This is a genomic window from Mucilaginibacter sp. P4_G9 (genome assembly GCF_056400985.1).
Genome location: NZ_JBFUKF010000315.1, coordinates 1 through 5932, shown reverse-complemented (window position 1 = coordinate 5932; position 5932 = coordinate 1). Strand labels below are relative to the sequence as shown.

The following is a 5932-nucleotide window of genomic DNA, read 5'->3' as shown; positions in this document are numbered from 1 at the left end:
GCTCATGGCCGCGGGAGGGCCTAGTTACTTTTGTCGCCACAAAAGTAACCAAAAAGGCTGTCAGCAGAAATGCTTCTTTGCGCTCGGGGCCTTTGCCCTGCAAAACGGGCAAAACCTTGGCTGGAATTATTTTGCCCTTGCCCGCATATCCTCGCACATGCAAAAACTTCCTATGCCCTGCAGCCGCACAGCCCCGCATTGTTTTGCCCGTTTTCGCCCGAAGCTGTTCTGCTGACACTTTTGTAAAAACGAAAGCTTTTGATTTCTAACACATTACCTCAACCATTATCATTGCGAGTGGTAAAATTCCGCGAAACGCTGACCGGAAAATTGACGTTTTAAAAGATTTGTCATCCTGAACGCAGTGAAGGATCTATTCGCAGACTGTACAGGGCGAAAAAGCATGGCGAATAATAGATGCTTCACTCCGTTCAGCATGACAAAAGGCCTTTTTTGCAAACACGTCATGGGTAGCGCAGCGCGGCAACCGCGAACTGTACAGAGCCGCTATTTGGGTACTAACTTTACCTTGTACTAACCAATAACATCGTCCCGCTCATGGCCGCGGGAGGGCCTAGTCCTTTTTGTCTTGAAACAAAAAGGACCAAAAGACCGAGCATAGCGAGATAATGAGCACCAATAAAAACAAACAACAGCGAATAATTCAAGTCAGCAGAAATGCTTCTTTGCGCTCGGGGCCTTTACCCTGCAAAACGGGCAAAACCTGGGCTGGAATTATTTTGCCCTTACACGCCAGGCTTCCCCACATGCAAAAACTTCCTATGCCCTGCCACCGCACAACCCCGCATTGTTTTCCCCGTTTTCGCCCGAAGCTGTTCTGCTGACACCTTGGGGGAAAACGAAAGCTTTTGATACAGGAAAAAACAGTAATGACGCGGTGGCTTTAGGGCTCACAACAACCATGTCATTGCGAGCGCAGCGCGGCAATCGCGAACTATGCAGATCCGCCCTGTAAAGCCTGCGATTGCTTCGTGCCTCGCAATGACATAGATTACATTAAAAAATACCCTGATAGTCAGTTACTTATAACCACATCATTATAAGACACGAAGTAATGAGCCCCACCCAACCCTCTCTGGAAGAAAGGGCTTAAAAAAACCGAAGATCAAAAAGTCTCCCCTACCGGGGGAGATTTAGAGGGGGCACTTTTCAAAACCCCTGGCTAATGGCATGCAGGTAATCCTCCCTATTCGATTTTTTAAAAACAATATCCCGGCACTTGTTGAATTGAACAAAGGCTTTCAGCGCATCTGTAATCTTCCCAATCATGGCTTCGTCAAGCTCCACCGCTTCAAAGTGCAGGTTATGCACAATCAGTACCTTTTGTTTCCTGTCGGCTTTGGCATCCATGCGGGCTACAAAAGTATCACCTACCAGTACCGGCAAACAAAAATAACCATACTTGCGCTTAGCCGCGGGCACAAAACATTCAACCTGGTAATCAAAATCGAAAAAGTCTTTTAACCGATGCCGAAAGACATTCAGGATATCGAACGGCGAAAGGATAAAAGCCTCACCCTGCAATTCTATTTCCGTTTTTTGATCGCGCAGCATATAAAGCGGCGCGCTTTTCAGCCCTTCAATCAGCACCGTACGCACTTCGCCGGCAGCTACCATTTTTTCCAGTTCCTTTTTTACCAAATTATCCTTTACCCGACGGGCGCGCCAGGCCATTTCCTTAACATAGGCAATACCCAGTGCCCCCAACGTACGCCTGATCACGTACCGGGCAAATTCTTCCGCCGCTGGCACCGTCACATCCGTATCCTGCGGAATTAAATTCATCGGCAAATCATATACTTTATGAAAACTTTTGCTGCGGGTAATCATCAGTTTACCGTCAAGGTACAGCCGTTCCAGCGCCACTTTAGCCGGGCGCCAGTCCCACCAGCCCGAACTGGCCTCCAGCCGGTCGTTTTCGAAATCCCCAACTATCAGCGGACCTTCGCGTTCCACCCTGTCGAGCACCTGTTTCATGAGCCGGGTTTCGGCCGGTGTTAAAGGCTTCCTGTTTACCGAAAATCCTTCCTTAACAGGCAGCGAAAAGCGGAAATCCCCCATCGGGATGTAACCCGCATCGGAAGTAAAATATTCAAAGATCCGGCCGTCTGCAGTTAGCTCCCCCAGCCAGTCCGGCTCATAATCCGGCACCCGCGCGGCCATCACGTGGTGATGCGCCCGCTCCACTACGTAATTGGTATCCAGCTGCACAAAACCCAGGTGATCAATCAGCCGGTAAACGGCTTCTATGCCCGTTCCAAACTGCGCATGCCTGGCCAATCCTGCGGCATGGAGGATGATTTTGCGGGCTTGGGATTTTGAGAATAGCAGTGGTTCCATGGTTACAAAATAATGGAATATTTTGGCGTAGGGGGATTGATTTGTGATAATTTATTGGATGGGGGAATGGAGTTGATAGGTTTTGTCTTAATTCTCGATTCTAACCTCTTGACTCTTTTGCAGGGCGTTTCCCCGTTGGTAGAAACGGGGCCAGGCCTTTCATTCATACTACACAGGCATTAGGCGCGGCCGGTGCGCAGCCCTTTTGGCCGGTATCCATTGCAGTCCTTAACGCGAAAGCGTAAATAAATCACAAATTAAAAATGCTACATCTTTACTAAGATCWTCATAACTATATTATCTCTGTTCAGTGCTACCGATAGTCATGATTAAATAGAAATCAGCGCACTATATTTCTAACTTTTAAATAATTCTTTTAATAGTTACATTTACCGATACCGTAGCAAAGAAGTCCGAATTCTTTGCAATTTGATAAACCTTATACAGTATGAAATATATAAAAACGAATCATTGGACAAATCCCTCAGAACAAGAAGGATTACTGTTTTTCGCACAGATTCTCAATGAAGCATTATTTGACTATACTTTAGATACTTATAAACCTCCAGCCCTAAACCTTCGATTACTTTGCATTGAGGCGTTAGAAACAATGGATAATATCAAGATTGGACTTATAAAAAAACCAAACTTAGAATCCGTTATTGATGAGTTGCTATGGAATTTAGATGGAGACATAGTTGCAAAAGCTTTGTTGGATTCCAAGTTAGTCGGATTAAGGGAAAGAATAAATTCAAAAAGAAATGAATTACCAAAACTTAAGGAAACAGTATTATTACTTTATCACTACCTTGATGATAAGAAATATTTGAATAAAGTAAAGGAGTTGCTTTTAGATTTAGTTTCAGCAAACAAGGAAAAGAAGAAAATATATTCTCTTACACGAGTTTTCATTACAGAAATAATCAACTACGGTTATGCCACATCTTATATCTATTATAGGACAAACAAATTTTTCTTCAACTATAATAAGAAGTTTAAAGAGACATCCCCTACAACATTTTTTGAAATTTTTGATTTTAAAGAAAAAGATTTTAAAGTGGTCTACAGAGTGAGTAAGCTATTTGAAGAGTTTAAAATCGTAGGCAAAAATATGGGTTTCGATATTGTCGATAGCTATTCTTCTAAGGGTTTGACTAAAGAAGCTAAAGCATTTATAGAAGGAAAGGGGGAAAACGAGGCTTTTGTTGTCTTTGAAAAAATAAGCGCACTTGAGGAGACTACTGCTCGAATTAGAACAGAAATTACATTGTTTAAAATTGGTAATTTATTTTCCTTTTATCACCACAAAGAAACACCAACAATTAGCGAGCAAGCTTTAGTTAAAAGTGAAACGGACAATATTGTCTACTTGTTATCCGACCCGATTAAATCAATAATAAAAAAGGCTGATGTCAAACCAATAACAGCAGCCCTAAAGGTTAAAAGTCTATTAACCACTTTGTCATTGCCTCCTAATACAATCTACAGGATTGGCAGAGCTATAGACTTACATAGTATATCATTGACAAGTGAGCAAGTAGAAAACAAGTTGTTAAATCTATGGACAGCTATTGAGACGCTGATACCAAAAGATATAGAATGTGGCGATGACAGAATTGTTCAAGTAGTCAAATCACTAACACCATTTCAGGAACTGAAATACATAAATAAATTGATTGAACAAGCAGGTAATGACTTTTTGTATTTTGATAACATCAAATCCAAAGAATTTTTGAGTAACGTAATATTAAACCAAAAAGAAAATAGTTTTTTTTCACTTGCGGCTCTAATTATGACAAAGGAAAATGAAGTTAATAGAAAAAAAGTGTATACCGCTTTAAGTACTTACCCGCTGTTAAGATTTCGTTTATTTACTATAAATCAAAATCTCTCAACGGGCTTGCTTATAAAGAAATTGCTTGATAATCACAGGAAAAAAGTAGAGTGGCAAATAAGGAGAATTTATAGGGTAAGAAATTTAATAGTTCATTCAGGGAAAGTACCGTCCTACACTAATATATTAGTAGAGAACCTACATAATTATTTCGATGACTTTCTAAACTATATAATTGATAATGCTATTAAAGAAAAGCGTATCAAAACAGTCAGCAATGCAATTCTAACGGCGGAAATTGATTGCGAATCTCTTAGAAAAAACATCAGTTCTATTAATGACGCAGATACTACATTGGATAATTATTCATTTGTCTTGTAATACATTTATGACTACAAAATATGTTGTAATGGTCATCTCAAACTGCGTCACTAAGTGCGTCAGTTAAACAAAAAGAGCTTGATTATCCGGTAAATTTTACTTGCCCCCTTGGCGCAAGTCTTGTGTGGCAGCCTTGAGGGTAAGAGGACTTGTGACTTATTGGAAGCACAGTGTCACAACCCTGAACACAAGACCTGCGCTAAAAAAGGATTAAAATTAACAAGCCAGTCCGGCAATCAAATTTAATATTGTTACCTTGAATTGACCATTAATTTTTTATTTAATTAACATTGACTTGTTATAGAATGATTTTCCCTCCATTTGCTCTAAAAAGAGATATAGAAGACTATCTGACAAACGATTTAAACATTGGGATTTATGAAGCTTTAACGGAAAATAAAGGACGCAAGATTCTATTTGAACCACTTAATTTTATTAATACGCTATATGAGCAACATCTAATAATTATAGCAAATAAAACAAAGCCTATATCCGTTTTAGAGCATTTGCGGGCTCTTCCGTTAAATAAAGATCAACTTTACTATCTACTACTACATTTAGTTTACCTTAATAATTTCATTCTAAGAGAAAATTACGACGATAACAGGTTGATAATTATTTGTGATTTTATTACTAAAGAATTTACTAAACTAGAACGAGAACTATTCCCGAATGATATTAGTGAACTTGAGATTTGGAAAAATCAAAACGCTAATAATTCAACCGAAAATTCGAAAGCGGATAAAATATTCGATAAACAAACAATTTCTAATTTGTCACTCCGCGAGATAGCTTTAATTTGTCATTATACGAACAAAGTTGTTACTCGAAAAAATGGAAATGACATAGCCAAATTGTATTCATTTAATTCTGGAGATCGACTGTATAATCTATATACCCACTACCAAAGTTCGCAAAACAGGACAGGTGATGAAGGCACCTCGAAAAAAAACTCGATCAAATTAAACTTACTATTAAAAATTATAAAATATCTGAAAGTCAATGACTTACCTACAGTTAAAGCTATAGCAGAAATGAATAGTTTTAAATCAAAAGCAGGTTTATAATAAATTGTAACCGGTTATAACCAGTTACTTGTTAATGGACAACTCAACTTTGTGTTATTAAATCATAACGCGATGAATAACCATTACAACATTAATAAAACCACAACAACCCTCAAATTAATACTAAAGCTATTTTTACAAATAGTTGGAATYGGAAAAATTATTATCCAACTGATTGACATCGTAAAGAAAATAGTTTAGTTACTAATTATTGGGGGATTCCGTGTTTGGAAATAATTCTTTATTGAACATTTCAAATTCTACATCCATTGGGATTCTTGGGTTACAG

General features: G+C 39.0%; 4 protein-coding genes. 2 read left to right on the top strand and 2 right to left on the bottom strand.

Annotation, left to right across the window (positions count from 1 at the left end):
- Positions 1-238: hypothetical protein (locus AC1DPZ_RS20520; RefSeq protein WP_477406891.1), on the bottom strand; the 238-nt coding region annotated here is incomplete at its 3' end.
- Positions 239-1170: 932 nt separating this feature from the next.
- Complete coding sequence (locus AC1DPZ_RS20515) at positions 1171-2361, bottom strand: winged helix-turn-helix domain-containing protein (RefSeq protein ID WP_477406889.1); 1191 nt, start codon at positions 2359-2361, stop codon at positions 1171-1173.
- A 448-nt stretch (positions 2362-2809) separates the two neighbouring features.
- On the opposite strand from AC1DPZ_RS20515, the gene AC1DPZ_RS20510 reads away from it, so the two are divergent.
- Together AC1DPZ_RS20510 and AC1DPZ_RS20505 are read left to right on the top strand one after the other, a co-directional pair.
- Entirely contained in the window at positions 2810-4576 is a 1767-nt protein-coding gene (locus tag AC1DPZ_RS20510) for a hypothetical protein (RefSeq protein WP_477406887.1), read from the top strand.
- 305 nt (positions 4577-4881) lie between these two features.
- Positions 4882-5643 carry a hypothetical protein gene (locus AC1DPZ_RS20505; protein WP_477406885.1) on the top strand — a complete coding sequence of 254 codons (762 nt, stop codon included), beginning with the start codon at positions 4882-4884 and terminating at the stop codon, positions 5641-5643.
- The last annotated feature ends 289 nt before the right edge of the window (positions 5644-5932 follow it).

Excerpts from the sequence above, each read along its gene's own strand:
- AC1DPZ_RS20505 (WP_477406885.1), top strand. The coding sequence starts at position 4,882 with ATGATTTTCCCTCCATTTGCTCTAAAAAGAGATATAGAAGACTATCTG.
- AC1DPZ_RS20510 (WP_477406887.1), top strand. The coding sequence starts at position 2,810 with ATGAAATATATAAAAACGAATCATTGGACAAATCCCTCAGAACAAGAA.
- AC1DPZ_RS20515 (WP_477406889.1), bottom strand. The coding sequence starts at position 2,361 with ATGGAACCACTGCTATTCTCAAAATCCCAAGCCCGCAAAATCATCCTC.